The following is a 26,139-nucleotide window of genomic DNA, read 5'->3' as shown; positions in this document are numbered from 1 at the left end:
CGAAACCATCATCACGATGGCAACAAGGCCAATCATGCACTAACATTCAAAACGGACCACTCAGGTGGGGCTGATCATGTAACCCGTTTGTCGCCACCACCAGCTTTGAGAGAGGCGTATTTGCCTTTCTTCGGATTTTTATGCGCACTCAGTATTCATACCAGCTCGTGTAGGTATCTCCTGACAAAACGGGTGCTCCGGCAATCGATTTCACACATCCAAAGTCTATGACAGCAAAATGCCTGTCTTTTCTGAGTGATGATCTGTGCCACCATTTATCTTCGTCGCATTCCGATTCAAAGTGCAACAAAGCGGTATACCCCTTTGTAGTAATCGAAGCAGATTCCGGTTTGTCAGTTGCCGCTATGCCAATTGGAAATTCACACGAAAGGCGGAAGTTATCATCTCTATTCCTCACGATGGCCCGGCGGCCATCATATTTCCAAAACCAATTTCCGCTCCAACCAGATCCATCCCCAGCACTGTCACGTTCGCCTCGCGTCTTCATATCCCTCCTAACATCCGAGCAAAAGTCATCCATTGCCGAACGGTAAGCGTCGAACGTCACCTTAAAATACGAGGCCAGACCCCTCCGAGTCGCCGGACCCCAAACTCCATCTATCGAGCTCTTATATAATCCGAGCGAGGCCAGTTCTCGCTGCACCCTTCTGACATCTGCAGAGTTCATATCATGCGCGACGCTTAGTTCGATTTCAGCAACAGCAGGCACCGTAATTTTAGGGACGCGCCACTTTGCCGACCGCAGGCCGTTTGCGGCTCGGGTATTGCCGACCGCTGTGGCTATCTCCGAAAGTTGATCGTTCGATATGGACGCAAACCCAGCGGCCAGGATACTGTTAATAACATTGATCGACCCTTTGGAGGCGAGCGCGAACTCCAGAGCAGTTCCTCCGCCATCAGACCGCCGGTGCGTCGCTGCATCCCCGAACAGAAGCAAATCGCGGACTATTTGTTCTTGCTCGGGTCGGGTCGACAGAGCGGCATTCATCAACGCGGTCGTATTGCCTTCGTGAAGCGAATTAGGGTCCGCGCCAAGGGTCAGCAATGTTGACACCAGACTTGGGGACCCCCGTGCTGCCGCAAGGTAGAGCATTCGGTCTAGCTGATCCGCTGGAAACTGTTTTGATAAAATATCTCGCAATCCGAACAGCGAAGAGTCTTCGCGTGTGCCGATTGTCGAGTGTAGAAACAAGGCTGCAAATGTCGAACCAAGTGACCCGACCACATCCGATTTGGCTCCCGCTTTCAGAAGCGTCGCGACAGCCAATTCATTGTTTGCTTGAGTCGCGGACATAAGTGCGGACCAACCAGTGCCGGGTTCCGTAGCGTTGACGTCAGCGCCTGCGTCCAGCAAAATAGCGACAGAGGCGGGCCCACCGTGCAGTACCGCTAAGTGTAGCAGAGGGGGATCCGAGTAGGGAGAGTTTACAAGGTCCCTTGAAATCAATGACTTCAAGTTTACATCGTCACCGCTCGCTATCGCGTCTTTGATCTTGCTTAATTGTTCCATTTGTTCAGCATCTACCTCGACAGGTAGAGCACCGCAGTCTGGCAATGCCCAAACATCCATCCACACCTGATTGGATGAATCCTCGCGAAACGTCACGAGTCTGCGGCCATCTGTTGAAATCGCCGCCGCTTCTATCTTGGCCAAGTTGTCATGCCTTAAGTTCACCGTTTCCACGCTCTGGTTCAACACGTTGGCAAAAGTAATATCGCTGGTATATCGCGAAAGCGTGAAATAGGATTTACCATCAGGGCAAAGCCGTACAAACGCCGGTGTAAGTCGGATATCATCTCGCGCGTGAAATTTTATGAATTCCAACTCTGGGTCACCTGACCAACTAAGAAACGCGAGCCGATATGGTTTGAAACTGCGGAAAAATGCTCCATTTCTCTGATCAAAATGAATGAACTGCGTATCATCCGGAAGGTCATATTTTTTGACGATAGAGTTGTTGGCGACGTCGAAAATTTCGACTCTGCTGGCATGTTTGCGGTCGAATTTTCCTTTAAGCTCGCCTATTTCTAACCCGATATATCTCCCATCCAGGGAAAAAAACGTGTCAATAATTTTGTCGTAACTACTGAGCCTGTGTTTTGAAGGACGGCCATGTCGAACACTCAGTATTTGAAAATCTCCGCTTAGAAAATCATCGGCAACAATTCGCCGTGATAACGGTCCAAACGTCAAAGAATTTCCAAGAACGGTTGTTTCTTGCCGCGCTTCTGCATTTTTCCTCAAGTCACGCAATGTGAGCAAGTTTTCAGAGCCGTAACTTTCTATCGCGAGGTAATCTCCGTTGGGGGAAAAATCGAATTTCCAAATGCTGTCGCTGCTATTAATTTCGTCAAGGGTGGCACCGGTCAGCGGGTCGAGCAGCAATATTGAGCTCTCGGTTGAAACGGCAATGGATCGGCCATCAGGGTGGAATTTTGGCGCAAGGTCTGAAAGTGTTAGGACGCTTACCAATTGTGACATTCGGTAGCTGGCGACGGGTTCGATAGCGTACGCTGGAGTGGTAAGTAGTATAACCAGCAACCACCAGAACTGAAAAAACTTGGATCCTAACGCTCGTTGATTTTCAATCATTATTATTTCCATCATCACTAAATTAGTGTTTGGAGGAATTTGCTACGTACCTCAGTGCACGTCGTCTCTCTCAGTTATCGGCAGTACCGATTTTTGTATCCCCGATAACTTTGAACACAGTGGTTGTGGTTCCTTATGCTATCCATGCACTTCAACATATAAAGTCCCGACAAATTGCAAAAATCACCGCGGCGGGAACTTCTTTGGCTTTTTCGAGGTTGCTGTGAGCGAAGTGCCCTCTGTTTTGCAGCGATGTCACTGTTCAATTGACGCATTCTTTCTTCAAGTTGCTGGCTTGTCGGCCTGCTTATCGCTTCGTCAAACTGTCGCTCAGCTTCGTCCAATCTAGTTTGGTGCTGTGCATCAAGTTCACGCCGCCCCTCATCTAGTATGCGCTGTGCTTCGTCGAGAGAGAGCGTGCCATCGCTGCCCGCTTGGTCTAGGGTGTTAGCGGTCCGGTTCCAAATGTTCTCGAAGTCGTCGCCAAGTTGGATGTCGTTATCCCCGGTCAATTCCTGCATGATCCGCTTTCCCAAATCCGCTGGGTTCGCGAATTGTGACTGCGCAGCGCCACCCCAGCCGTCGGATTGAACCTCATTCAACCTATCTAGAGCACCCTCGCTGGCATTGCTCACCCCTTCCAGGGCAAAATCCGTTATTTTCTTCGAGATGCCTGTGGCTCGGTCTTCGCCTCGTTGGTCATTCAACCTCTTCGCGTAGTAGTCATCAGAGTCAACGATGGAGTCTTCATCTTCATCGTTTTTGAGCAAGGCCGCTCTTGCTCTGCATTCCTTGACAGCAGCGTCTCTATCTCGAATAATTTCGCAGTAGTTTTGCGCCTCAGAAACACAATCTGTATGAATGCTCTCAAACCCGGAGCATCCATTGGGTACGACTGCAACGTTGCCAAGCGAATAATCTGCATTCCGTTGGCAATGGCTCACATGGTGGTATGCAGATTGAGTTTTGGACCAATAAGTGCCGTAAATTCCGTCGCACACCTCAAGCGCTGCAGAGGGCACCACCGAGAACAAAAAAAAGAGACTCGGAAATATCTGCCGCCACGCGCGGGATACAAGCATTTCGGGATGCTTTGAAAACCATTGCATACTTCCACAATTGGCGAAAATCGCCAAGTTTTCAAGTTCCAGCTGTTTGTGTTTGAAAATGCTTATCAGAGTTAACCCTCGATTTAAGGACATTCCTTCGGTTTTTTTATACCTCGAACTCATTGAGCGCCTCGTGTCTAATCTGATAGCAAACGTTTAAGGCTTTCTTCGCTAACGGCTTCTACTTTCGTGAGACTGTCAGTTCGACTAGTCACGGATTTTGGCAGCGCAGCGAATGGCAGCTCTGACGGGCCGCACCGCAGCATCTGCCTGACGAGATAAACGGCCGGAATGAGGCCGCTCGTATCGCCACCCGAAGCCAAGACTAAGCAGATTCTGTGCCCCACCCGTGAACGCCAGGAGCCCATAGGAGACCAAAATTTCTTCGCGGCGCACGCTCGCAGAACGGACAATTCAGCACCAGCGTAAGTTCAGGCGTGGCACTGCGGCGTAGCGACCGGACATTCATACAAACCGCACCCGAGTAGAACGGCTTCCGATTGTTTGGAAGGACGAAGACAGCTTCGCTTCGACAGCACTGATGACGGTCTTCTACCGACTAAGTTCACTTTTTGTCTGCAAACAGCAGTTTCAGATACGTACGAAACAGCATGATCTGCTCAGAGGCGTTGTTGTGCTCGCGAAGGGCGCGTTGCAGGACCAAGCCGCCTTCCACCACGCCGGACACCATATCGCCGAGAGCATCCATATTGACAGCCTCACGGGGCTCATAGACCTGCGCAATCTCTTCAAACATCCCCCGGAAACGCTTGCGCCAACCAAGGATAGCCTGCCGGTTCAGATCGCGCACGCCCTCATCAAATAGGCGATCCTGATAGGCTGTTGAGGCGATTACGCAGCCGGGATGCCCTGTAGGCATCTCTTCAAGCATCTCGGCCAAAAGCTTCAAACCTATGAGCATGCAATGAAGTGGGTCATCGTTGAGTTCGCGGGCGCGCGCAAAGAGATCATCATAGAGCGCGTTTTCGGCATCAATGTAGCGTTCCAGCATTGCCCGGGCCAATGCATTCTTGTCTTTGAAATGATAAAAGAACCCGCCACGTGAGATTTCGGCCCCGGCTACGATCTCTTCGATTGACGTGGCCTCAAACCCTTTTTCGAGAACTGCCGCCTCTGCAATGTTGAGGATTCGGCTGCGTGTATCAACTCTTTGATCCATTGATCCCATCCTGACTGTACTGCGAGTCCAGTTGACCCCTTTTCCATGGCCCGACGCCGATCATGGCGCTGCTTTCAACGTTGAAAATAGGGGCAAAAACTGTTTCAGACAACCGTACCACGCGGCAACTATCGGCCCGATACCGCCTCAGGCTAGTCCTTTTGCATCAACTGCAAAGGAAAACCTCAATGCGTATTCAAGAATTGACCAATGCCAAACGTTTCTTTCTCTCCGACGGAGGGCTTGAGACATACATGATCTTTGAAAAGGGATATGACCTTCCTTGCTTTTCAGCGGCAGTGTTGCTCGACTGCGAACCGGGACGCCGCGACCTGACGGAGTATTTTGAGCGCTTCATCGGCATTGCGCGCCAGTCCAATCGTGGCTTTATTCTGGATGCACCAACGTGGCGCGCCGGAACAGCCTGGGCCGGTCCATTGGGACGGACCCTTTTGGAGGTCATCGAGACGAACAAGCGTGCCGTTGCCTTTGTCTCTGACATCCGTGACCAGCAAGAAACTTCGAGCTCTCCGATCCTGATCAACGGTCTGGTCGGCCCGGCGGGCGATGCTTACGCACCCGATACAATGCTCGCCCCTCAAGACGCGTTGCTTATCCACGCCCCGCAAGTCCATGCCCTGGGCAAGGCAGGCGTGGATATGATCAGCGCAATGACGCTGACCCATGCCGGTGAGGCCATCGGAATTGTTCAGGCTGCCAAGGAAATCGACATCCCAGTCGTGATTGCCTTCACCTTGGAAACTGATGGATGTCTTCCGTCCGGTCAGTCGTTGGGCGACGCCATTGCCGAGGTCGATGCGGCAACCAACGGCGGCCCGATCTACTACATGATCAACTGTGCCCATCCGGATCACTTCCGAGATGTGATTGACACGTCTGAGGCATGGACGCTGCGCATTGGCGGTCTTCGCTCCAATGCTTCGCGGATGAGCCATGCCGAGCTTGACGAGGCCGAGGTATTGGATGCCGGTGATCCGGTCGAGCTTGGTGAACTCAGCGCGGAGCTTCTTGCGCTCCTCCCGAACATCCGTGTGATTGGTGGCTGTTGCGGCACTGATCATCGGCATGTGGGCTGCATTGCCGGGCACGATCACGCCCGCTCGGCAGCCTAATTTCTAACCACTCCCAACACCTTCTCCCTGAAAGGAAAACTCCAATGTTGAAAACACTTATCTCTTCTTCTGCCCTGATCTTATCAATGACCAGCTTTGCACAAGCGGACGCCCTGAGGGCATTTGACGTGGCCGAGGATCATACCCGTATCCATATGGCGGCAGCGCCCGTGCACGAAAACGGGATGCCCGCGCACGGCAACGCCTTCGTCAGCCAGGGTTACATCTACCCAGAAGGCACACTTGCCGATGGTGTTGTCGGCGTTCAAGAAGACGGCAGCCCCGTTTTCCCAGAGCTGGTTCTGGGCACCTGGACTTGCGATGGCTATTTTGTGGGCGAAGCCGGGAACGCCACGACAGGTGTGTGGGTCATCAGTCGGCAAGTCTTTGCCTTTGAAGACGGCGCAACAATCATTACGCAAGGCACTGAAATCGCAGATATCGGCAAGGCCAACCTGCGCCCCGTGACTGGCGCAACCGGCCCATACGCTGAATTTGATGGCGGTCTGATCCAGACCACGTTGGGCTTCAACGATTTCTGGGGTCTGAGCGCGACCTACACGTTTGAACATCACCCGATGGACAAAGAAAAAGCCCAAGACGCTTCTTACTCTGGCCAAAACCCCATCGATGAAGATGACCATCTCGAATGGGACTCCGGCGTGCCTGTCGGCCCGGTCTTTGATGCAAGTGTCATCCCGTCGATCTAAGGCCTGACGCTTGCGGTCGGGGCCGTCTCCCGCCCTGACCGCACCCAGCTATCTTCGAAAGGACCCTCAAAATGAACATTCAAACGACTTCTCTGATCCGCCAGGCAGATGCCTCTGATGCAGAAAGTCTGGCGAGGCTGATCAACCTCGCAGGTGAAGGCATCCCCAATTGGCTGTGGACCCGCGCCTGCGTCGAAGGACAAACGCCGCTGGAAATCGGCATCGAGCGGGCCAAGCGCACGCAGGGCGGCTTCTCTTACACAAACACATTGGTCGCAGATCGGTACGGCTATCCCATTGGCATGGTTCTGAGCTATGCGATTACCGCAGCGCCCGCTGAAAATCCCGACGATTTGCCTGCGCCACTTGCCCCATTTGTCGCGTTGGAAAAGCTGTCTGTCGATACTTGGTTTGTGAATGCTCTGGCTGTGTTTGCCGAAGGGCAAAATCTAGGCATTGGTACGCAACTGCTTACGGCGGCAGAAGAGTTGGCGCAGGCAAACGGCTTCCGGGAAATGAGCATTCAGGTCTACAGCCAGAACAGTGGAGCAGTTCGGCTCTATGAGAGGCTTGGGTATCAGCTTGTGGCACGTGAACCCGTGCGTTTGCACTCGTGTCCGCCGTATTACACAGGCGATGTTCTACTGCTCATCAAGAAGCTCAAGAACCGCCCGAAATCTTGAGCATCGCGCTCAACAAACAGCATTAGTGCCCAAATTTGGAGATTTCCCATGGCCTCGAGAATGTCACCCCTATCGACATTGGCCACGTTGTCCATTACTGGCTTGGCGGCGGCCTTTGCAGCAGAAGCTGGTGAGGAGACCCAGCTGAGTGTCCCACTTCCGCGGCCACTTGAGGACACGGATTTCCTCTACGACGGAGCACCTGCACCGTCGCTTGTTGAACTTGGACGGAACCTGTTTTTTGATCCGGTTCTGTCTGGGAATGGAAACATTTCCTGCGGCACATGTCATGATCCCACCTTGGGGTCAGGTGATGGGTTGGCGCTGGGTATCGGTGAAGGTGGGGTGGGCTCGGGTTCGGATCGCGCAACCGCCGATCCTGTGACTGGCAGGGTGCCACGAAACGCGCAGCCGCTCTGGAACATTGGTGCGCGCAGCTATGTCTCGATGTTTCACGACGGTCGAGTCGAGGAATTGGATGGCTCTCACTTGACGCTTGTGATCCGCAATCCTGCCGGGCGAGATTTGCCCAATAATCTATCTGGTGTGCTGACGGCCCAGGCGTTTTTCCCAGTCACTTCTCCAATTGAGATGGCAGGCCAATTTGGGGAAAACCCAATTGCGGACGCTGCACATCACGAAGATCGACCTGCGATCTGGAATATGTTGGCGCAGCGCGTTGCGGCGCACACCAATTATTTTGAGATGATGCAGTTTGCTTTTTCGGAGATCACATCTGCCGACCAAGTCACCTACAGCCACATCGCGGAAGCGCTCGCCGCATTCCAAACCATCGCCTTTCGTTCAGACCAAAGCCAATTCGACGCTGTTCTGCGCACTGGTGAATTGTCGATCCTGTCGCCTGCCGCTCAAAACGGAGCCGACCTCTTCTACGGCAAAGCCAAATGTGCGGATTGCCATAGCGGGCCGCTCCTCACGGATCACCAATTTCATGCCATTGCGGTGCCTCAGATTGGACCAGGCAAGGGCCATGGAGGCGACATGACCTATTTGCGATCGACCGGCCTGCCGGGTCGAACCGAGGACGAGGGTCGTTACCGCGTTACAGGCGATCCTGCGGACTTGTTTGCATTCCGCACGCCGTCCCTGCGTAACGTTGAACTGACCGGTCCTTGGGGGCATAGCGGTGCGTTTGATAAATTAGAGGATATGGTGCGACATCATCTTGATCCACAAACAAGCCTCTCCGCATTCGATCCGGCAGAGGTTTTGTTGCCGCCTCTTGCAGATCTTCAACGCCTGAAATCTCGGGGGTCTGGCTTAAGCTTCGCACCGCTAGAGGCCGGTCGGCGTGCAGCCTTCGACCGACGGGACAGCTGGGTCATGCGCTCGAGCGAATTGCGCCAACGCATCGCTACAGCAAACGTCCTGACACCCATTCCGCTTACCGAGGATGAGATCCGGGATCTTGTCTCATTTCTAGAAACTCTGACTGACCCATCTGCTCTCGATCGCAGCGAGATGATCCCCATCCATCTGCCCTCCGGACTGCCTCCGCAACCTGCAGCAGCGGTGTCAAACCAACACGTCTTTGAGACAGAATGAAGAGGGCTATACAACGGGCATTGGGATAATTCTTGAAAGGAAATCGGCAATGTTTGCCGTAGCGCCCCCGACGCTCTACCGCACCTGAACAGAACCCTCATTTCAGCTGAGTGCTGTCCGCTTTTGACGGTCACGAAAACTCAGAAAAGGACGAAGACAATGATTACAGCCGTGAACCCGGACCACATCGCGCCGCCCGCCAGCCACTATACACATGGCTTCTTTGTTGATGCGGGCGCTAACTGGATGACCCTTTCCGGCCAACTGGGCGAAAGGGCGGACGGGACCTGCCCCGAAAGCATCGAAGAACAGGCCCGGATCGCGTGGGCAAACGTGTTGGCCATTCTCGAACAGAAGGCCTTTGGCATTGCGAATGTCGTCAAAGTCACAAGCTATATCGTCGGGGAAGAGAATATTCCGACCTACGTTCAGGTGCACCGCGAGGTCGTTGGCGACTACCTTCCTCCCTGGACTTTGGTCGTCGTCGCGGCGTTAGGGCATCCGCATTACAAGATCGAGATTGACGTTACCGCAGCCGGGTAGGCGAAAATCATCCGCAATCACTATTGCACAGCGCATCATCAGTAAGTCCTTTTTTACAATGTGGCTGCAGACGGTCGTCGCAGAAGCGGCCTGCGAGCGAAGATGCGGATTGAAATCGAACTTCCAAAACCACTTTGAATGGCAGTTGTGGCGAAAGCCACTGCAGCGCAACATAAAACTTGCCGCGACTGCGAATAGATGCTGCTTGAGCGAAGGCGGGAAAAAGTATGGCGGCAAAATCCGCGTACTCTTAGTCGGCTTGTTTCGGATTTCGCGGCCGCGTCGCAGCATCTTGACCCACTGGCCAACGGCCGGTTTGGGCCGTCCATGGCAGGGGCGGACGGGTCTGTCGGGCGAAATGCTGCGGTCGATCTAACGGCGGCTGAGAGCCCACAATGACGGATGCTGCGCGATGTACGAACGGCAGCTTTGTTGAAGCTGCGGCCAAAAACGTGACAATACTTCTAACAATTTTGCTAGGGGTTTGCGGCACAAGATTTTTCAATGATTTCGGTTGATCATAGCTGAGTGACAAAAACGACCGATTTAGGTGAAAAACTCGACCTACTACATCTTGTGTTTGGTCGAGGCGCGCCTTCCCAAGCCGCTGTAATCGCGGTCAAAGGCAGTGTTTTTGGCCGTTATGTTTGGGGTGGTGCCGATCCCTAACAGGGGACTATTTTGGCAAGACGTTTTAGGTTCTGGGCAGTGGCGGCGAGGAGGAATTCTTCGTTGGCTCCCATTAGGCCCCGGAGCCGGAGGCGTTTGAAGCCGAGATGTCGTTTCAGATGGGCGAACAACATCTCGACTTTCTTTCGCCGTCGTCGGCTCTCGTCATAGGCGGCGGTGTCGCGCAGATCGCGGACGGCTTGGCGCGTCGGTACAAGCCTTTTTGATCGGGCATGTCCCGCAGGTGTCTTTCCCGGCAAAGTAGCTCTTGATCCGGTCATTCTTCTTGATCCGGCGCAGTGGCATCTCGTGACCTTCAAGGCAGGTGTAGCTGTCGCGCTCAGGGTCATATTGGAAATGGCTGAGATCGTATTTGCCTTTGGTTTGATGCTGACGATCCAGCACTGGCACATGTGGCGTGACTTCACGCTTCAGCAGCCAGGCCAGAAACGGGCCGGTACCGTATGACCCATCGGCTGCCACTCTGTCCGGGCGAAAGTCATGGCGGGTCTGGCTGCGGTTCAGCATTGCCTTGGCGGCTACGATCTCCTGACTGAGCCGGGCGGGCGTGGCTTCAACATCCACGATGATGCCGTGATCGGTATCGACCAGATAGTTGGTCTCGTTGCTGAAGCGGCCCGGGCCATCCTTTAGCGACAATGCCGCTTCAGGATCGGTTTCCGAAATGTATTTCGGTGGTTTCTTCTTTGGGCCGGACTGCGTGACATCATCGGACTCGGCCAAGTTTTGCAGATAGTCCGCGACCGGGCGCTGCACCTGATCCTTGCGGTCCCGATTGGCATCCGCCTGGATGGTGCTGCCGTCGATGGCTGCGTCCGTGCCGCCGACAATGCCGAAGCCGATGCACTTCTCCACCACGCACTCAAACAGACGGCGCAGCACGTCACCGTCGGCAAAACGACCATGACGGTTTTTGGAGAACGTCGAGCGATCAGGCACCCGGCCTTCCAGCCCGAGCTTGCAGAACCATCTGTACGCCAGATTGAGATGAACCTCCTCGACAAGCCTTCGCTCGGACCGGATGCCGTACAAATAGCCGATCAGCAGCATGCGCAGCATCAACTCGGGATCTACAGAGGGGCGTCCTGTGTGGCTGTAAAGCGCCGCCAACTCTGCGCGGAGCGCATCGAAGTCCAACAGCCAGTCGATCCGGCGCAAAAGATGCTCTTGCGGGACATGATCCTCGATCCGAAACCGATAGAACAGGTTCTCCTGCGTCTCCAGCCGTCCCATCATCGCCTGATCCTCCTCGCCAATATGGCAAGTGAATCAGGGGTATAGGCTTTGTGCAACTGTGGAGCGCCGGATCACCGGCGCTCTCTGAAAGTAGTAGTCCCGACGGCTACCGTCGAACTTGCCGCTCTTCAGACAGCAACGCTTGTAGCGCTTGCCCGAACCGCAGGGGCAAGGATCGTTCCGTCCGAGCTTTTCTTGAAGTTCCACATCGCCCACGCACCGTTTGAATACCGGTTTTGACGCGTGTCTCTGATGGGAACGACTTGCGACGCTTAGAAATGACCTCGAAAGGAGGGGCGGTCTTCGGGTTTGATACGCTTGGCCATGATACCCTCCATCATCTGAAATTGCCGAGATGGGACGCATACAGCCTCAAGCGCGGATCACCAAGAGTTTTTCACCAGCATCGACCGTTTTTGGCAGGTCCCGAAGTCCGTAAGCAGCCATTCGCGCAGCTGCAGCGAAATGGTGCTTTAGTCCCGCTACCTGCAAATTTGCTGTTTCGAAATTGATGCGAGATGCATGAATGGCCGAAATCGCTGCTGCTTGGCGGCGCGGATTTTTTCGCCTGCGTAGAATATCCGGTGCTGCATGCGCGCGCAGCGAAAATTTAACGCTTCCGGTCTGGGCACCTCGCCCTTATTCGCCGCTTACTGCCCAGAGGTCGGCTCAAAAGACGCGAACGACTGCGCCGCGAAAGAGACTGCTGAAGCTCAAAGGTTTAGCCCATTTCGCCGATTACCGGTTCCGTCCCGCCCCTATCGCAGCGCTTGCTGCGTTAGCATTTGGCGGCTGCGAGCCCAGTATTACGGATGCTGCACTGTGCATGAACGGTCGCTTACGAACAGTCCCGGTTGTAACGGTGTCATCAACAAGTGATTTTCGCCTGTCTCACCAACCAATCCCCAAATGCCCTCGCTTTTGGCCTCAAATCAGACTGCGTGAGCAAATAGTATGCCAGTGGAGCGTTTTCCTCGGCATAGAGTTCTTTAAGGATGCCTAGTTCCAGGTCGATTTGCACCAGTGCCCGGGCTTGCAAAGAAAGGCCGTGTCCTGCTCTGGCCGCCGCAATCACAAGCGAGTTGGATGGGTAGTGCCGATTGGTGCCGGCGTCGAAGGCAATGCCATGCTTCTCGGCCCAATCTCGGTGCTCAAGGCGCGAGTCCTCAAATAGCCAAGGGTACGCTTTGAGTGCGTTTAAGTCTCCCGATTCCATAAGATCGAAACACCCTGGTTTGGCAACGACCACATATTCCGCCGATGCGAGATGTATCGCCTTGAACCCAGGCCATTTTCCACGTCCATAGCGGATTGCCAGATCGAACTGCTCGCCACTGGAATCAGCCAGCTGCAAGCTTGGCAGCAGATTGATCTTGATGCTTGGATGTTCTTTCCAGAAACTATCCAGTTTGGGCAACAACCAGATTTCCGCAAAGGCGGGCGTCAAGGCGACGGTCACAGGACGATCTTGTTCAGATTTCATGAGTGTGTCGATGCCATGCGCCAGCGTTAGGAAACTCTCAGACGTAAAGGCAGCCAACCGTTCCCCCAATTCGGTCAGAACAATCCCTTTGCCGCTCCGCTCTGCAAGGCTGGCACCAAACCACGATTCCAATCCGCGCACATGCTGTCGCACAGCGGCTTCAGTCACATTTAGGTCCCGGGCTGCCGCAGTGAAACTTTTGCCGCGCGCAACCGCCTCAAAGGCACGCAGCGCATGTAGGGAGGGTATTCTTTTCCAATTCATATCGTAGTTCAGCTTCGATTATTGAAATCATTCTGATTTGATAATCACAAAAATATCACGAAAAAAAGAGACAATATTTTCAAAGGATGAAAAACACGATGGATTTCGAAGTCTGGATTACACTTGTTGCCGCTACGCTTGCGCTTTTGGCGATACCTGGGCCAGTTGTCATGTTGCTGCTGGGATATACGATCAGCAGCGGCAGGTCGTTTGCTGCTGCCGCCATTCCCGGCGTTGTCCTTGGTGACTTGGTCGCAATGACAATATCGCTTCTGGGTGCAGGGGCGATCCTACAGACATCTGGCACGTTGTTTCTTGCCTTGAAGTTCATCGGCGCAGGGTATCTGACATGGTTAGGCATCAGGTTCTGGAAAAGTGACGCAGTGCCAGGCGCGATCAACCGCACTGAATATGTGCCAACCAGAGCCAGCATCATGCGCGACGCGTTTCTGGTCACGGCGTTGAATCCCAAAGACATCCTGTTCTTTGTTGCGTTTCTTCCGCAGTTCATTGTGTCGGACCAACCGATATTCCCGCAGATCATCACGCTTGAAGCAACGTTTTTGGTGCTCGTTCTGCTCACAACCACAATCTGGGTTCTGTTGACGGACAAGGCTGCCCGCGGGTTGCAGCACCCCAAGACACGCAAGCTTGTATCCCGCTTTGGTGCAAGCTGGCTTATCGGTGCCGGCGTTATGACTGCCCTAAGCGCCTAAACACTAAGGAGTCGCGGGCATGAACACTTTCAATATCCCCACAATCGAGGTCAAACGGCTACTCTTTCGAAAGTTCTGTGAAGAGCGCGATTTCGATGCATACGCTGTTTTCTATGGCTCTGAGCAAACCCGGTACTATGGAGGTCAGCTTGATCGGTCTTCCGCGTGGCGGGCGGCGGCAGCCATGATGGGGCATTGGGTCATCCGGGGATACGGAGCCTGGGCGATTGAAGAAAAGGCTACAGGTGATTTTTGCGGCATCGTTGGGCTTTGGTATCCTGAAGGCTGGCCTGAACAGGAGATTTCCTGGAGCATTGTCGCCGAAAAGCAGGGCAGAGGGTTTGCCTACGAAGCGGCGGTTCGGGCTCGTCAATACGCCTATGAAGCCCTTGGTTGGGATGTGGTCCACAGCTGCATTCTGGAGGGTAACTCCGCGTCGAAAGGCCTTGCCCAAAAGCTGGGGGCGGTTCTGGAACGTTCAGATGACCACCCCACAAGAGGCAAGTTCCTAATCTATAGGCACATCGAAGGCCCATAAAGATGAGATTACACTCCGCAGTTGAAACAAAACCGAGAAAATAGAAACGCGAGGCACACGATGAATGCTCGACAGATCACCTACGATGCGATCGCATCACAATTATCCTGGCCCGATGCCATAAATGCCCTCAAAGCAGGCCATATGCGTCCCAAGGCCAGTACGGGAGATATAGTTTTGGGTCCGCCGACGGGCGCATTGGTCAGCCGGGCAGCCTGGATCGAAGGCCTCGGTTATGGCGTCAAGTCGTTCAGTGTTGTCGAAGGCAACGCCGAGCGGGGAATACCAACAGTGCAAGGTGCGATGTTTGTGTTTGATCCTCACCATGGCAGTATTGAAGCGATTATCGAGTCCCGGCTCGTCACGGAATTCAAAACAGCGGCTGATTCCGTTCTCGGCGCTAGCTACCTCGCACGTCCCGATAGCAGGCACTTGCTGATCGTTGGCGCTGGTGACGTGGCGCGAAGCCTGATCCGAGCCTATCCCGCGCTTTTTCCGCAACTCGAAAAAGTGTCAATATGGGCAAGGCGAAAGTCGCAATCATCCGCATTGGCCCGACAATTCGAAGCAGATCCGTTGAACGTAGTCGCTGTGTCCGATCTCGCGGCAGCCGCTTCCTCCGCAGACATCATTGCCACCGCGACTCTGGCTCAGGAACCCGTGCTGAAGGGAGAGTGGGTGATGCCCGGTACGCATGTCGACCTGATCGGCGCATTCAGACCCAATATGCGCGAAGCAGACGATGCGTTGATTTCCGCTGGTAACGTGTATGTTGATAGCCGCGAGACGACGATTGGGTATAACGGGGAGCTGGATATCCCAATTGCCAAAGGTGTTATCGAGAGCAGCTCCGTTATCGGCGATCTCTACGATCTTATCCGGGGCGACGTCGAGGGTCGGCGCTCAGAGGATGAGGTCACGCTCTTCAAAAACGCTGGCGGTGCACATCTCGACCTGATGATCTCGCATTACATTTCGAGTGTATTCGGTCCTTGATCGCAATCTGGTCAGTTTGTGCATTTACCCTGTTCTGACCCCAGATTTATCGAACCGGATCAAGGGGATGATGCAGGCTGATCCTTCCAAGAAAGCAGAAGCCAATACGTCGGGGAGGAATGCAGGAACAGTAGCAGGATTTTGCCTGCTGCAAGTGTGCCATCGGGGCCAAAAAAGCGCCTTGACCTCAACCAATGTTGAGGTTGCAGAACTGTCACTGTCACTGTCACTGTCACTGTCACTGTCACTGTCACTGTCACTGTCACTGTCACTGTCACTGTCACTGTCACGGAGATCAAGATGGCTGAATCGACCCCGAATTCAGAGATTGAGACGGAAAGCTTCGTCTCGTGGCGCGAGTTTTTGAGCAGTGACTATACGCCTGCGTTGGCGCTGGTTTGCCTAGCTGTCTGGCTTCATGCTGCGGATTCGCTGATCGTGGCGACGATGCTGCCGTCGATTGTTGTCGAGATCGGAGGGGCGGGTCTGGTTGGATGGTCGGTATCTCTCTACGAGATCGCATCTGTCGTAGCGGGTGCCGCAAGCGCCCTCTTGACAATGCGATACGGGCTTCGCGCCCCGATGTGCGTTTCAGCGCTGGCATTTGGTCTTGGCTGTCTTCTCAGCGCACTCGCCCCGACGATGCCCATTCTTTTGGCCGGAAGGGTGTTTCAAGGCATGGGCGGCGGCGGCTTGGTCGCGATGGCATTTGTTGCGGTGGGCGTCATCTTTCCCCGGCGCTATACCGCGCGGGCCATGGCCGCCGTCTCAACCTTCTGGGGTGTGTCGGCTTTCCTTGGGCCACTGATCGGGGGCTTCTTTGTTGAGTTTGCAACATGGCGGTGGGGCTTCGCATTCTTTGGCGGACAGGCTGTCGCACTTGCAATCTGGATTGCACTGCGGCCGGACCATGCGCCATCTGAAGCGCCAGCCAATACTACCATTCCGTGGAGACGCCTCGCATTGCTCTGTCTCGCCGTGTTGCTCGTGTCCTACGGCGGCGTAGAGGTGTCCCTGGTGCGAACCTCGATCTTCGTTTTGATCGGTATCGCTTGTCTGGCCATATTCCTGCGTTTTGATCATCAAGCTCAGGACGACCGATTGCTTCCTGTTCGGCCACTCGACCCAAGAAAGCCAACAGGATCGGCATTGCTGATGATCATGTCATTGTCGATTGCGACCATCGCAATCACAGCGTTCGGCCCTCTCCTCGTCGTTGCAATCCACAATGTCTCGGCCCTGACGGCTGGCTACATTGTTGCTTGCTCGTCGATTGGCTGGACCGTCTTGGCCGTTCTGGTGAGTGGGTCGCCTGAGCGACTGGACCGTCTGATGATCATGATGGGGATGGTGCTGGTCGTCACGAGCATCGCGGGGTTCCTTTACGCCGTTCCCAGTGGTCCGGTCTGGCTGATTGCCGTCTTCGCCGCGATGGAAGGCGCAGGGTTCGGGATAGCGTGGACATTTATTCTGAGGCGGACGACTGCATTGTCTGCCCTCGACGAGGTGCAACGCATCTCCGGTGCAATCCCGACAGTGCAGAGACTCGGCTATGCTCTTGGCGCAGCCTATATCGGTATCGTCGCCAATGCAGTCGGGTTCGCTTCGATGGGAACAGCCGATGAGGCGACAAAGATTGCGCGATGGATTTTCGCTTCTTGTTTGCCCTTCGCTGTTTTTGGACTTCTCGCAATGAAAACGCTGGTGCTGAAAAGACCAAACGATACTGGTAATGCTTAACAGTGATCGGAACGGACATTGGTGCTTGCGCAGCGAAATGACGTTATGTCCCGCGTCTGGTTTGTCGGACAAAGCTACGGCGAAAGTACGGTCTCGGTTCCAGTCAAAACGACGCTCGCGAATGACCGGATCGGTGACGCACGCCGCGCCGCAACAATAGATGAGCCGCGCCTGCGAACCGATGCTGCGTCAGCGAAGCCCAGAAAACGAAAGTCGGCAAGGTCCGCGATAGGTGAGTTCGACTGCGTTCGAATTTTGCTAGTGCAGTGAATGGCATCTGTGGGTGGCTCCTGCATTGCAAGGCTTTTTTTTGGTGGTTTTGCGGTCGTGTTTGTCAGTACAATCGTGTGTCCGGCCTCACATGATGATTTCTCCGTCAATATGTGAAACGGCATGCAAAATTGACCCCTATTGAGGGGTGATCGGCGTCCAAAAGTGACCCCCCTGACAATTCTGTTCAGATGTTTCCCAAAAGATATTGGGGAGCGGATTGGGGATGTTGGTTGTGGAAACGATTGCGAAGATCAGGCGTGCGTTTTTTGTAGAAGGGAAGTCGATCAAGCAGATTTGCCGTGACCTTCGATTGTCGCGGAACACGATTCGGAAGGTCATCCGTTCTGGCGATACAGAGTTCAGCTATGACCGATCTGTCCAGCCGCGTCCGAAGATCGACCCTTGGCGTGATCAGCTTGATGGGCTGCTCACGGCCAACGCAGGCAAGCCGAAGCGCGAGCGACTGACCCTGGTTGGGGTTTATGAAGAGCTGCGCAATCTTGGTTACGATGGCAGTTATGATGCTGTGCGTCGGTATGCGGCCAATTGGTCGCGCGAGACGCAAGAAGCATCGGCGGCGGCCTTTGTTCCCCTCAGCTTTGATCCGGGCGAGGCTTTCCAGTTCGACTGGAGCCATGAGGTCGTACTGATCGACGGTGTCACGACGACGGTCAAGGTCGCGCATGTGCGCCTGAGCCACAGCCGGATGCCATATGTCAGAGCTTATCCACGCGAGACCCAAGAGATGATCTTTGACGCGCACGACAAGGCCTTCGCCTTCTTCGGCGGAGCTTGTGCGTGCGGCATCTATGACAACATGAAGACGGCGGTGGATACGATCTTCGTCGGGAAAGACCGCGCCTATAACCGGCGCTTCCAGCAGATGTGCGGTCACTATCTGGTCGATCCGGTCGCCTGTACTCCGGCCTCTGGCTGGGAGAAGGGTCAGGTTGAGAACCAGGTGGGTGTGATCCGTCGCCGGTTCTTTGTTCCACGCCCGAAGTTCAAGTCCTACGCCGAGCTCAATGCTTGGCTTGAGGATCGCTGCATTGCCTATGCCAAAGCAAACAAACACCCGGAGATGCGGAATAAGACAATCTTCGAAGTGTTCGAGGATGAGCGTGCCAGCCTCGTGCCCTATGTCGGCCCATTTGACGGATTCCATGCGGTCCCGGCATCCGTTTCCAAGACCTGCCTCGTGCGTTTCGACAATAACCGCTACTCCGTCGACGCCCGTGCAGTCGGTCGCCCAGTAGAGGTCCGAGCCTATGCGGATCGGCTGGAATGCTGGCAGGATGGCAAAATCGTCGGCCAACATGAGCGGGTCTTTGGGCGCGGCAAGACGATCTATGATCCGTTACATTATCTGCCTGTGCTCGCGCGCAAACCGGGAGCTCTGCGTAACGGCGCTCCATTCAAGGAATGGGAGCTGCCCCTTGCCATTCGGCGTGTGCGAAAGAAGCTTGAACGCCAGCCCGGCGGCGACCGCCAAATGGTCGATATCCTTGGGGCTATTCTGACCGATGGCCTGGAAGCCGTTGAAGCCGCCTGTGCAGAGGCGCTGTCTCACAACGTGCATTCTGCCGGTGTCGTGCTGAACATCCTGGCGCGGCACCGAGAACCGCCGCCACCCCTGTCAATCACCACCCCGGACGCGCTGAAGCTCGCTTGCGAGCCTGAAGCGAACTGCGACCTTAAGGAGATCACAGAATGGAACGCACGCAAGTCCTGGATGCAATGGGCCAGCTCAAACTCTACGGGATGCGAACAGCATACGACGAGATCATCACGACAGCCGTCAAACGCCAACATGAGCCGCAACAGATCATCGGTGACCTGCTCCATGCTGAGATCACGGAGAAGCAGGCCCGCTCGGTCAAATATCAAATGACCATCGCCAAGTTACCCTTGGCAAAGGAGATCAACGAGTTTGACTTCGAAGCGGCGGAGGTCAACGAGACCCTGATCCGCGATCTGGCAACCGGCGACTTCTTGGACCATCAACGTAACCTCGTGCTCATCGGCGGAACCGGCACGGGAAAAACCCATCTCGCCGTCAGCATTGCAAGCGCCTGTATCCGAGAAGGTCGGCGAGGCCGGTTCTTCAATGTCGTCGATCTGGTGAACAAACTTGACGCCGAGGCACGCGCAGAGCGCCAGGGACGCACCGCCGACCTGATCTCGCGCCTCGACTTCCTGATCCTGGATGAACTCGGCTATTTGCCCTTCGCACAAACCGGTGGCCAACTCCTGTTCCACCTGATCAGCAAGCTCTACGAACGAACCTCCATCATTGTCACAACCAATCTGGCGTTCGGTGAATGGCCAAGCGTCTTCGGCGATGCCAAAATGACTACTGCGCTCCTCGACCGGTTCACCCACCACTGCGAGATCGTTGAAACCGGAAACGAAAGCTGGCGCTTCAAAAACAGAGCTTAGCACCAAGCGGCACCCCGCTGGCCCGCCGCCGCTGCGCTATATGAGGGCTACGCAGCGCCGGGCCAGCTCAACACACAGAGGGTCAAAATTGGACGCCGATTAGGGGTCACGTTTGGATGCCGATTGACAGGCGCAGACCAGTTCAGTGGGGGAGGCTCAATATCAAGTGACGCAATAATGTGTTTCCTTCACAAACCGGAAAATGGGCTTCCCCGATGCTCATCCAACCATCGGGGAAACTTTATGTTTGTAAGTGGTGGCGTTGACGCGCAGCACTTCATCGGCACCTGAAATGCCGATCAGGCGAAATGTGCCTTGAACTGCGCAATACACTGCCGGAATCCATCTTCGAAATTGCCGTTCCCTGGATGGAACACGCTTTCAAAGCTGATCACCCCCTCATATCCACCAGCCCGCAAGGCATCGGCCATCGGCTGGAACTGGTCGGCAAGCTGGCCTTCGCCCATTCGCTTGACCTCAAGCGTGGCGCGCGGTGTATCGACCAGCACATCCTTGATATGGATATGGCCAAGATAGCCGTCCTTGGCCTCGTCGTATCCGGCAGGGAAGGCCGGTTCGTGGCACCAGCAGTTGTTGGCTGGATCCCAGAGAATTTTCAGCGTTCCCTTTGCATCCAGATCGTCGATCAGTTTGCGCCCTGTATAGTTGGAATTCACCATCGTGCCGTTGCCGGTTTCCACCACCAGCGTCACACCAGCGTCCTTGGCTACATCAATGGCGGGCGCAATAAGCGGTAGCATTTTATCCCAGGCACCATGGGCCACATTCCACTTCTCTGCGCCGCCATGACCCCACAGGATCTGCTCTTTCTTTGGGGTCATGATGCGCACCAGTGGCGAGCCGACAACATGGGCCATGTCGATCACGCGCTTCAAGGCATCCATATGCGTTGTATGCAGCTCATCGCCCGGCACATTTGCCCCTGTCATCCCCGCAAAGATATGACGCGACAGACAGGACACAGGCTTGCCCCGATCCCGCAGCAACGTGTCGATGTCCTTGATTTCTTCGGCGGAGTGGTCGCCGACTTCTGTGTCGCCCACGAATTGCAGCTCGGCATATTCAAGGTCAAATTCGTCCATCACATCGACGGTATGTTTCAGATCGCGGCTGACGCCGTCGCAGATTACGCCTAGTTTCATATATCTTGATCCTTTTATCGGTGAAGCGCTGCGCCGACGATCTCTTCGATCACCTTGGTGCAGGCCCAATTGTCGCCTTCGGGGAATTTCGATTTGCCCGCATGGAAGATTTGCATCGCGCTGGAGGCGGTGTGCATCGGCACGCCAAGCTCTTCGGCCAAATTCAAGGAAATCGTTAGATCCTTGTGCATCGTGCCGATGCCGGAACCTGTGCCCTCAAACTTGCGGTCAATGATGTTTTCAAGGGCCGTGTTCGTGCAACCGCAGCCCGCACCCGAGGTCGAAAAGACTTTGAACAGGTTTTCGCCTTTTACGCCGGCTTTGGCCGCCAGCACCGAGGCCTCAAACGTTGCTGAAAAGATTGAACCGATCAATGTCTGCAAACAGGCTTTGACGATCTGCCCCTGTCCGGCACCATCGCCAACACGATGAATCGTGGCGGAAACAGCTTCCATTGGGCCTGCGAATGTGTCCAGAATTGCATCTGGTGCCGCTGCCATCATGGTCAGCGTGCCGCCCTGTGCACCGGGAAATCCACCCGATACCGGGCTGTCGATCAGCGCGATACCTGAGGCCGACATCGCCTCGTCAATCTCGCGGGCTTCGCGCGGTTTAATCGTAGCGGTCAAAATGATGGCGCCACCTTCGACCATATTTTTGACCAAACCGTCCGGCCCAAGGATCACCGCTTTGGCCTGATCGCCATTCATGACCATGACATAGACCACGTCAGCGTTTCGCGCGACGTCTACGATGTCCTTTGCCGCTGTTCCGCCCATCTCTGTCAGCGCCTGCATCCGAGCGTCGCTCAGATCGAAGCCTGTCGTTTCGAACCCGTTTTTGATGAGATTTTTGGCCAAACCGCTGCCCATATCTCCCAGTCCAATTACACCTGCGCGCATTGTGTTATCCTCTTTCAGTGTGCGGCGTTCCGCCGATTTGCGCTTCTGGATGGCCCCTAAGTCGGGGACCGGTGACTACGAGGATTTCTGCGCATGTCATGCGCCGGGCGGGTCCGATAGACACCTCGCTGCCCGAATTTCAGTGCCCGAACATCATGCCGGGAATCCACAGGACCAACTGCGGAAAGACACAGATGAGAAAGAGAACCACAACATTTGCCATCAGAAATGGAGTCGCGCCTAGGAATATCCGACCAATGGGCAAACGTGTGATTGCGGCGCAAACGTTCAGGCAATTTCCCACCGGTGGCGTGCAGGCCCCCACAGCAAGGCCCGAGATCATCACGACCCCGAAATGCACACCCGATATTCCCATCTTCTGCGCCACCGGCAGCAAGACCGGTGTCAACAGAAGGATCGCTGGGCTGACATCAATGAATGTGCCCGCCAGTAGGATCAGCAGTGCTGTCAACAGGATGAAGCCCGTTGGTTCCAGACCAAAGCCCGAAATGAAATCACTGATTTGATTGGGAACCCTCTCGAGCGCTAGAACGGTGATAAAGACCTGACTGAAGGCGATGATCATCATGATCTTGGCTGACATGATGATCGCCTGACGCATGGCTGCGGGCAGTTCCCGGATGACGCTCAGGCCGACAAGAAAGAACCCGATAATCAAGCCATAGACCACCGCCGAACCGGCTGTCTCGGTCGGGGTCACAAATCCAAAGACGACTGATCCTACAATCATGATCGGCATCACAAGAACAGGCAGGGCGTTGATCAATTCCTTCCACGCGGCCTTGAGGGTGAAGGGTATGAACTCGGTCGGATAGCCGCGACGATGGGCCAGATAGGCGATCACCAGCATCTGGGTCAGTCCAACCATAATGCCCGGGATGATCCCTCCCAGAAACAGTTGGCCAATGGATTCTTCGGCCGCGATGGCATAGATGATCATCGGTACAGAGGGGGGGATGATCATGCCCATCGTGGAAGAAGCCACCGTGATCCCAGCCGCAACTTCGATCGGATAGCCGCGCATTTCCATTTCCGGGATCAACACCGCCCCGATCGAGGCCGTGTCCGAGGCAGAAGACCCCGAAATGCCGCCAAAGATCATCGAGGCCACGACGTTCACATGCCCAAGCCCCCCTTTGAAACGTCCGACAAAGAACATCGACAGGTCCAGAAGACGGCGGGTGATGCCACCCGTGTTCATCACCAATCCCATCAGGATGAAGAAGGGTAAAGAGACAAGCGGATAGTTATTGATGCCTGCAAAAAAGCGCTGGACGACAAAGCCCACGGCAGCCGGGCTTTCAAGCATGAAATAGGCAACCGATGCCAAGCCCAACGCATAGGCCACCGGCACACCGATCAGCAAAAAGATGAAGAGAGAGCCAAGCAATATGAACATGATCAGTCCTCCGGCATCCAAAGAATGTCGGTGCTTTCACGTCCCGCAAGGGTCAGGCAGATCTTGATCAAGCAAAAGACCACGGCCAGGGTGCAGGCAACCGGCACCACCGCAAACACATAGGCCTGCCGCATGCCGAAGGGCTGCCAGATGTTCATGCCTGGGCCGGTGATCCAGTCAATCGAAAGATAGACCAGCACAGCGTTCAGCGCGGCGATCAAAAGCAAACCCAACACATAAAGACCGATTCTTATGGGCCGCGGCATGAGGTCGATGAAAAAGGTGATCGCGATATGTTCGCGGCGCGAAATGGCAACAGCGCCACCAATGGCGCTGGTGGTCAGGAAAGCGATCTTGACCAGTTCGTCAACGCCATAGATTGCGGTGTCGAAGGGGCGCAGGATCACCTTGGTCACAACAATAACCAGAAAAACTGCAAACAGCACCAGCATCACAGCTTCGAGTACATTGCTTAGCAATCGGTTGGCCTTCTCAAGGTGTTCCATGATTTCCTCCCGTCAAAAAACCGGGCCCGCGGGGCAGGCCCGGTTTTCTTGATCAATTGCAGGATTGTGCTGCCGTACGTGCCGCATCCACGTCAGCCTGGGAGAAATGTCCCGCAGAGATCATCTGTGCATAGACAGGGCCAACCGCATTCTGGAAACCGGCCAACGCCTCGGCGTCGAGCGTGTTGATCTCGACAAAGGCTTTCATATCTTCGATGACACTGGTTTCCGCCTCGCGATAAAGCGAATCCGACATCGCCAACGCCTCAACCGCAACTTCGTCAAAGATCTCCTGCAGATCGGCCGGCAACCCGTCATACCAGGCCTTGTTAACGATCAGCGGATCGGGGCCGGTCATGTGGTTCGTCAGTGACAGATATTTCTGCACCTCATGCACGTTGAAATCCCAGATGTTCTGGGGCGGGTTGTGCTGACCATCAATCACGCCTTGCTGGAATGCCTGATAGGTCTCTGAAAAGGGCATCGCGATTGGCACGGAGCCAAGAGCGGTTCCCGTGGCAATCATCAGATCCGATTGCGGCTCGCGGATCTTGAGGCCTGCAAGATCTTCAACGCGGGTGATCGGGCGCACGTTGTTTGTATAGGCGCGGAACCCCTGGCTGATGCCGGTGGCTGGAATGTGATAGCCGTTTGCAGTGGCCCGTGCTTCGATACCGTCCGTGAAATCGCTCGCCACAAGGCACTGCATCTCATCCCAGTTCGCCACAAGGAACGGCAACTGATAGATGTTGAATGCACCCGAAGCGTCCGCGAAAAAGCCACCGCGTGTACCTTGAATAAGGCCGGATGTGACCTGATCCATCATTTCGCGTTCGTTGCCGATGGTGCCGCCAAAGAAGTTTTCGACCGCGATGCGACCATCAGAGCGCGCTTCGAGCTCATTTTCAAAAAATGCCATGGATTGCGATCGGATCGACGTTTCCGGTTGCTCGTTTCCATATTTGAACGTGAAGTCCTGTGCCGCGGCAAATGAGCCGGTACAGATCAGGCTGACGGCGGCCAGCAGATTGGTAGATAGTTTCATTTTGTCCTCCCTTGGGTTCATGCCAGGTGCGGACAAAAGTTAAGACCAGGCGTAACAAGGCAAGAAAAATCAATCATGGTGAGTTTTTTGATGTTTTTTGATGTTTGCTTGGGAATCTTAGAGGTGATAGTGATTGGAAATGATGGATAAAATCAATCACTCACCCCCTCAATCCATGCCCCGCCACGCCAGGCAATTAGACATTGCGAAACTGGCTGGAGTGGGAATCGCCACAGTTGATCGCGTGCTGAATTCCCGCGGACGGGTAAAGGAGGCGACGCGCCAACGTGTGCTTCAAGCCAAGGCAGCGATAGAAAACGGAACGCAAGTGCTGGGCCGCGTGAAGCCTTGGCGCTTGAAAGTGTTCCTTCCTGATGTCGCGGGGCCGTCAACAGATTTTCTGGGCGAATGCTTCCAACGCTATGGGGAACTGGGAAACGCGACAATCGAGTGCATATTTACCGCCAAGATGGAGCCCGCTGCCCTCGCTCGCAAGCTTCGGTCCTGTGAAGGGCAAGGCATCGACGCCGTGGCCTTTCAGGCGCTTGAAGACCAACGCGTGCGGGATGCGGTCGAATACCTGAGGTTACGTAACATTCCATGTCTGGCCTTAGTCTCTCCGCTGCCAAACCTGCCCTTGATCGGATTTGTCGGCAGTGATGGCCGCGCTGGAGGACGAACCGCAGCTTTGATGATGGGGCTCGCCTGTCCGCAGGGCGGTAGGATTGTCATCCTGTCCGGTGGGCAACTCTACCGGAGCCATGAAAGCCGCGAGATGGGGTTTCGGTCGTTCCTGCGTAGCGATTGCCCGCATCTTGATGCCATTCAAACCGTCAGCGGTCAGGACGATAGCGGCAGGAACTTTGAAACAATCACCGACATCTTACAGCAGCACCAGGACATTGTCGGCATATATAACGTAGGTGGCGGCAACGAAGGTGTGGTCAAGGCGCTGGACAAACTAGGGCTGACGGACGAGGTCAAATTCATTGGTCACAACCTTACCCCCAAAACCCGCAACTACCTTCTGGACCGAGCGATGCATTTCATCATCCATCAAGACATGCGCCTTCTTGCGGAACAAGCCGTTGAAGCGATGTTGGCAAACCTAGAGAACCGCGCCTCCACCATTGCATCAGTGCCCGTCGAAGTGATCACGCGGGAAAACTTGAAAGAAGTGTCCTGACCCC

At 54.8% G+C, this 26,139-nt stretch carries 21 protein-coding genes and 2 pseudogenes; 12 read left to right on the top strand and 11 right to left on the bottom strand.

The window, feature by feature from the left end; genetic code table 11:
- Positions 1-148 precede the first annotated feature (148 nt).
- The 3 genes from Q0802_RS18865 to Q0802_RS18855 form a co-directional block, all read right to left on the bottom strand.
- Positions 149-2,614 (bottom strand): ankyrin repeat domain-containing protein, encoded by a 2,466-nt coding sequence (locus tag Q0802_RS18865; protein WP_298921156.1) that lies wholly within the window; start codon positions 2,612-2,614, stop codon positions 149-151.
- Between the two features lie 74 nt (positions 2,615-2,688).
- The gene (locus tag Q0802_RS18860) at positions 2,689-3,846 is read right to left on the bottom strand and encodes a hypothetical protein (RefSeq protein WP_298921154.1); all 1,158 of its coding nucleotides are present in this window, start codon (positions 3,844-3,846) and stop codon (positions 2,689-2,691) included.
- 442 nt (positions 3,847-4,288) lie between these two features.
- Positions 4,289-4,903, bottom strand: coding sequence for a TetR/AcrR family transcriptional regulator (locus Q0802_RS18855; protein WP_298921153.1), 615 nt, complete (start codon positions 4,901-4,903; stop codon positions 4,289-4,291).
- Positions 4,904-5,091: 188 nt separating this feature from the next.
- On the opposite strand from Q0802_RS18855, the gene Q0802_RS18850 reads away from it, so the two are divergent.
- The 5 genes from Q0802_RS18850 (at position 5,092) to Q0802_RS18830 (ending at position 9,538) form a co-directional block, all read left to right on the top strand.
- Positions 5,092-6,036, top strand: coding sequence for a homocysteine S-methyltransferase family protein (locus Q0802_RS18850; protein WP_298921151.1), 945 nt, complete (start codon positions 5,092-5,094; stop codon positions 6,034-6,036).
- A gap of 44 nt (positions 6,037-6,080) precedes the next feature.
- Positions 6,081-6,746: a hypothetical protein gene (locus Q0802_RS18845; RefSeq protein ID WP_298921150.1), complete on the top strand. Its 666-nt coding sequence runs from the start codon at positions 6,081-6,083 to the stop codon at positions 6,744-6,746.
- Between the two features lie 71 nt (positions 6,747-6,817).
- Complete coding sequence (locus tag Q0802_RS18840; RefSeq protein WP_298921148.1) at positions 6,818-7,429, top strand: GNAT family N-acetyltransferase; 612 nt, start codon at positions 6,818-6,820, stop codon at positions 7,427-7,429.
- Between the two features lie 48 nt (positions 7,430-7,477).
- The gene (locus Q0802_RS18835) at positions 7,478-8,995 is read left to right on the top strand and encodes a cytochrome c peroxidase (protein ID WP_298921146.1); all 1,518 of its coding nucleotides are present in this window, start codon (positions 7,478-7,480) and stop codon (positions 8,993-8,995) included.
- 159 nt (positions 8,996-9,154) lie between these two features.
- A complete protein-coding gene (locus Q0802_RS18830) occupies positions 9,155-9,538 on the top strand; it encodes a RidA family protein (protein ID WP_298921144.1) in 384 nt (127 codons plus the stop codon).
- A 665-nt stretch (positions 9,539-10,203) separates the two neighbouring features.
- Here the strand turns inward: Q0802_RS18830 and Q0802_RS18825 are convergent.
- The 3 genes and pseudogenes from Q0802_RS18825 to Q0802_RS18820 all read right to left on the bottom strand — a co-directional run bounded on the left by Q0802_RS18825 (position 10,204) and on the right by Q0802_RS18820 (position 13,211).
- A pseudogene (locus Q0802_RS18825) lies at positions 10,204-11,464 on the bottom strand (IS1182 family transposase).
- Positions 11,465-11,497: 33 nt separating this feature from the next.
- On the bottom strand, positions 11,498-11,830 hold the full coding sequence (locus tag Q0802_RS24755; protein ID WP_366523336.1) for an SEC-C metal-binding domain-containing protein: 333 nt from the start codon (positions 11,828-11,830) through the stop codon (positions 11,498-11,500).
- A 502-nt stretch (positions 11,831-12,332) separates the two neighbouring features.
- Positions 12,333-13,211, bottom strand: coding sequence for a LysR family transcriptional regulator (locus tag Q0802_RS18820; protein ID WP_298921142.1), 879 nt, complete (start codon positions 13,209-13,211; stop codon positions 12,333-12,335).
- A 98-nt stretch (positions 13,212-13,309) separates the two neighbouring features.
- Here Q0802_RS18820 and Q0802_RS18815 point away from each other — a divergent pair, with 98 nt between their 5' ends.
- The 6 genes and pseudogenes from Q0802_RS18815 to istB all read left to right on the top strand — a co-directional run bounded on the left by Q0802_RS18815 (position 13,310) and on the right by istB (position 19,913).
- A complete protein-coding gene (locus Q0802_RS18815) occupies positions 13,310-13,927 on the top strand; it encodes a LysE family translocator (RefSeq protein WP_298921140.1) in 618 nt (205 codons plus the stop codon).
- A 19-nt stretch (positions 13,928-13,946) separates the two neighbouring features.
- Positions 13,947-14,465, top strand: a complete 519-nt coding sequence (locus Q0802_RS18810) for a GNAT family N-acetyltransferase (protein ID WP_298921138.1) — start codon at positions 13,947-13,949, stop codon at positions 14,463-14,465.
- Positions 14,466-14,525: 60 nt separating this feature from the next.
- Positions 14,526-15,461, top strand: a complete 936-nt coding sequence (locus tag Q0802_RS18805) for an ornithine cyclodeaminase (RefSeq protein WP_298921136.1) — start codon at positions 14,526-14,528, stop codon at positions 15,459-15,461.
- Positions 15,462-15,761: 300 nt separating this feature from the next.
- Positions 15,762-17,201, top strand: a complete 1,440-nt coding sequence (locus tag Q0802_RS18800; RefSeq protein ID WP_298921134.1) for an MFS transporter — start codon at positions 15,762-15,764, stop codon at positions 17,199-17,201.
- Positions 17,202-17,697: 496 nt separating this feature from the next.
- Positions 17,698-19,288: pseudogene (gene istA, locus Q0802_RS18795) on the top strand (IS21 family transposase).
- Positions 19,185-19,913, top strand: coding sequence for an IS21-like element helper ATPase IstB (gene istB, locus Q0802_RS18790; RefSeq protein ID WP_298921131.1), 729 nt, complete (start codon positions 19,185-19,187; stop codon positions 19,911-19,913). The pseudogene istA and the gene istB overlap by 104 nt, the downstream one beginning before the upstream one ends.
- Before the next feature lie 299 nt (positions 19,914-20,212).
- Here the strand turns inward: istB and Q0802_RS18785 are convergent, their stop codons facing one another.
- The 5 genes from Q0802_RS18785 to Q0802_RS18765 form a co-directional block, all read right to left on the bottom strand.
- Positions 20,213-21,076 (bottom strand): sugar phosphate isomerase/epimerase family protein, encoded by an 864-nt coding sequence (locus Q0802_RS18785; protein ID WP_298921129.1) that lies wholly within the window; start codon positions 21,074-21,076, stop codon positions 20,213-20,215.
- A gap of 14 nt (positions 21,077-21,090) precedes the next feature.
- Positions 21,091-22,029: an NAD(P)-dependent oxidoreductase gene (locus Q0802_RS18780; protein ID WP_366523340.1), complete on the bottom strand. Its 939-nt coding sequence runs from the start codon at positions 22,027-22,029 to the stop codon at positions 21,091-21,093.
- A gap of 88 nt (positions 22,030-22,117) precedes the next feature.
- Positions 22,118-23,398, bottom strand: a complete 1,281-nt coding sequence (locus Q0802_RS18775; RefSeq protein WP_298921125.1) for a TRAP transporter large permease — start codon at positions 23,396-23,398, stop codon at positions 22,118-22,120.
- Between the two features lie 2 nt (positions 23,399-23,400).
- The gene (locus Q0802_RS18770; RefSeq protein WP_298921124.1) at positions 23,401-23,904 is read right to left on the bottom strand and encodes a TRAP transporter small permease subunit; all 504 of its coding nucleotides are present in this window, start codon (positions 23,902-23,904) and stop codon (positions 23,401-23,403) included.
- Positions 23,905-23,956: 52 nt separating this feature from the next.
- Positions 23,957-24,949 carry a TRAP transporter substrate-binding protein gene (locus Q0802_RS18765; protein WP_298921123.1) on the bottom strand — a complete coding sequence of 331 codons (993 nt, stop codon included), beginning with the start codon at positions 24,947-24,949 and terminating at the stop codon, positions 23,957-23,959.
- A 139-nt stretch (positions 24,950-25,088) separates the two neighbouring features.
- Here Q0802_RS18765 and Q0802_RS18760 point away from each other — a divergent pair, with 139 nt between their 5' ends.
- Entirely contained in the window at positions 25,089-26,135 is a 1,047-nt protein-coding gene (locus Q0802_RS18760) for a LacI family DNA-binding transcriptional regulator (protein ID WP_366523335.1), read from the top strand.
- Positions 26,136-26,139: the final 4 nt, after the last annotated feature.

Source organism: uncultured Roseobacter sp. (assembly GCF_947495275.1).
GTDB lineage: Bacteria > Pseudomonadota > Alphaproteobacteria > Rhodobacterales > Rhodobacteraceae > Roseobacter.
The sequence above is the reverse complement of the archived record's forward strand: the minus strand, read 5'-3'. Positions and strand labels throughout refer to the sequence as shown.

Coding starts and splice junctions, on each gene's coding strand:
- Q0802_RS18840 (WP_298921148.1), top strand. CDS start 6,818: ATGAACATTCAAACGACTTCTCTGATCCGCCAGGCAGATGCCTCTGAT.
- Q0802_RS18850 (WP_298921151.1), top strand. CDS start 5,092: ATGCGTATTCAAGAATTGACCAATGCCAAACGTTTCTTTCTCTCCGAC.
- Q0802_RS18760 (WP_366523335.1), top strand. CDS start 25,089: ATGATGGATAAAATCAATCACTCACCCCCTCAATCCATGCCCCGCCAC.
- Q0802_RS18775 (WP_298921125.1), bottom strand. CDS start 23,398: ATGTTCATATTGCTTGGCTCTCTCTTCATCTTTTTGCTGATCGGTGTG.
- Q0802_RS18770 (WP_298921124.1), bottom strand. CDS start 23,904: ATGGAACACCTTGAGAAGGCCAACCGATTGCTAAGCAATGTACTCGAA.
- Q0802_RS18815 (WP_298921140.1), top strand. CDS start 13,310: ATGGATTTCGAAGTCTGGATTACACTTGTTGCCGCTACGCTTGCGCTT.
- Q0802_RS18785 (WP_298921129.1), bottom strand. CDS start 21,076: ATGAAACTAGGCGTAATCTGCGACGGCGTCAGCCGCGATCTGAAACAT.
- Q0802_RS18765 (WP_298921123.1), bottom strand. CDS start 24,949: ATGAAACTATCTACCAATCTGCTGGCCGCCGTCAGCCTGATCTGTACC.
- Q0802_RS18810 (WP_298921138.1), top strand. CDS start 13,947: ATGAACACTTTCAATATCCCCACAATCGAGGTCAAACGGCTACTCTTT.
- Q0802_RS18805 (WP_298921136.1), top strand. CDS start 14,526: ATGAATGCTCGACAGATCACCTACGATGCGATCGCATCACAATTATCC.
- Q0802_RS18800 (WP_298921134.1), top strand. CDS start 15,762: ATGGCTGAATCGACCCCGAATTCAGAGATTGAGACGGAAAGCTTCGTC.
- Q0802_RS18845 (WP_298921150.1), top strand. CDS start 6,081: ATGTTGAAAACACTTATCTCTTCTTCTGCCCTGATCTTATCAATGACC.
- Q0802_RS18865 (WP_298921156.1), bottom strand. CDS start 2,614: ATGATTGAAAATCAACGAGCGTTAGGATCCAAGTTTTTTCAGTTCTGG.
- Q0802_RS18860 (WP_298921154.1), bottom strand. CDS start 3,846: ATGAGTTCGAGGTATAAAAAAACCGAAGGAATGTCCTTAAATCGAGGG.
- Q0802_RS18820 (WP_298921142.1), bottom strand. CDS start 13,211: ATGAATTGGAAAAGAATACCCTCCCTACATGCGCTGCGTGCCTTTGAG.
- istB (WP_298921131.1), top strand. CDS start 19,185: ATGGAACGCACGCAAGTCCTGGATGCAATGGGCCAGCTCAAACTCTAC.
- Q0802_RS18830 (WP_298921144.1), top strand. CDS start 9,155: ATGATTACAGCCGTGAACCCGGACCACATCGCGCCGCCCGCCAGCCAC.
- Q0802_RS18855 (WP_298921153.1), bottom strand. CDS start 4,903: ATGGATCAAAGAGTTGATACACGCAGCCGAATCCTCAACATTGCAGAG.
- Q0802_RS24755 (WP_366523336.1), bottom strand. CDS start 11,830: ATGCGTCCCATCTCGGCAATTTCAGATGATGGAGGGTATCATGGCCAA.
- Q0802_RS18835 (WP_298921146.1), top strand. CDS start 7,478: ATGGCCTCGAGAATGTCACCCCTATCGACATTGGCCACGTTGTCCATT.